This is a genomic window from Roseicella aerolata (assembly GCF_020523605.1).
GTDB classification, from domain to species: domain Bacteria; phylum Pseudomonadota; class Alphaproteobacteria; order Acetobacterales; family Acetobacteraceae; genus Paracraurococcus; species Paracraurococcus aerolatus.
In genome coordinates this window covers 1-1064 of sequence record NZ_JAJAQI010000159.1, presented here as the reverse complement: position 1 = coordinate 1064, position 1064 = coordinate 1, and the positions used below count along the sequence as shown (strand labels likewise).

Below are 1064 nucleotides of genomic sequence, written 5' to 3'. Positions count from 1 at the left end.
CAGTTGGCAGCCGGCGGTGAGCCGGCGAGGCTGACGATGGACGGGAGCCCGTGCACGCCTTGGGTGGCCGAGCCCGCTTCTGAGCTGGGGACCCCGTCCGTCGTCCCATCCGGGAACCCGAACGGTCGCTTGGGCCGCCGCCGCAGAGCCGTGAGCCCGCATTCGCAAGGACGGGTCATGGATCAGCCTCCCGCTCCGGTCTTCGCCGGGATCGACGTGTCCAAGGATCGCCTCGACGTGCATCTGAAGCCGTTGGGGCAGAGCTTCGCCGTGCCCCGTGATGGGGCCGGCCTCGAACAGCTTCTGGCGCAACTGCGCGGGGCGGCGCCGGCCCTCGTCGTGCTGGAGGCCACCGGCGGCTTTGAGCTCACCGTCGCCGCCGCCCTGGCCGGCGCCGGCCTGCCGCTCGCCGTCGTCAACCCGCGCCAGATCCGCGACTTCGCCCGCGCCACGGGGCGGCTCGCCAAAACCGACCGGCTCGACGCCGAGGCGATCGCGCTGTTCGCCGAACGCATCCGCCCCGAGCCCAGGCCGGTGCCGGGCGACGACGCCCAGGCGCTGGCCGAGCTCGTCGCCCGCCGCCGCCAGATCGTCGAGATGATCGGCATGGAGCAGAACCGCCGGCGCCAGGCGCGCACGCCCGGCGTGGCTCGCAGCATCGCCGCGACACTCAAGGTGCTGGAGGCGCAACTCGCCGAGATCGACCGCGACATCGACGGTGCCGTCCGCGGCTCGTCCGCCTGGCGCGCCGCCGACAACCTGCTCCAAAGCGTGCCCGGCATCGGCGCGGTCGCCTCGCGCACCCTCATCGCCGAGATGCCGGAACTCGGCCGCCTGGGCAGGCGCGAGGCCGCGGCGCTGATCGGCCTCGCCCCCATCAACCGCGACAGCGGCCAGATGCGGGGGCACCGCGCCATCGCAGGCGGCAGGGCCAGCATCCGCAAGGTCCTCTTCATGGCAACCCTGGCCGCCACCCGCTGGAACCCCACCATCCAACGCCACTTCCAGCAACTTACCGACCGAGGCCGACCCAAGAAGGTCGCCCTCGTCGCCTGCATGCGAAA

General features: G+C 72.9%; 1 protein-coding gene. It reads left to right on the top strand.

The features are described 5' to 3' along the window. Nucleotides 1–177: 177 nt before the first annotated feature. Nucleotides 178–1064, top strand: an 887-nt coding sequence (locus LHA35_RS28315) for an IS110 family RNA-guided transposase (RefSeq protein ID WP_226615225.1), incomplete at its 3' end; no start/stop codon positions are given.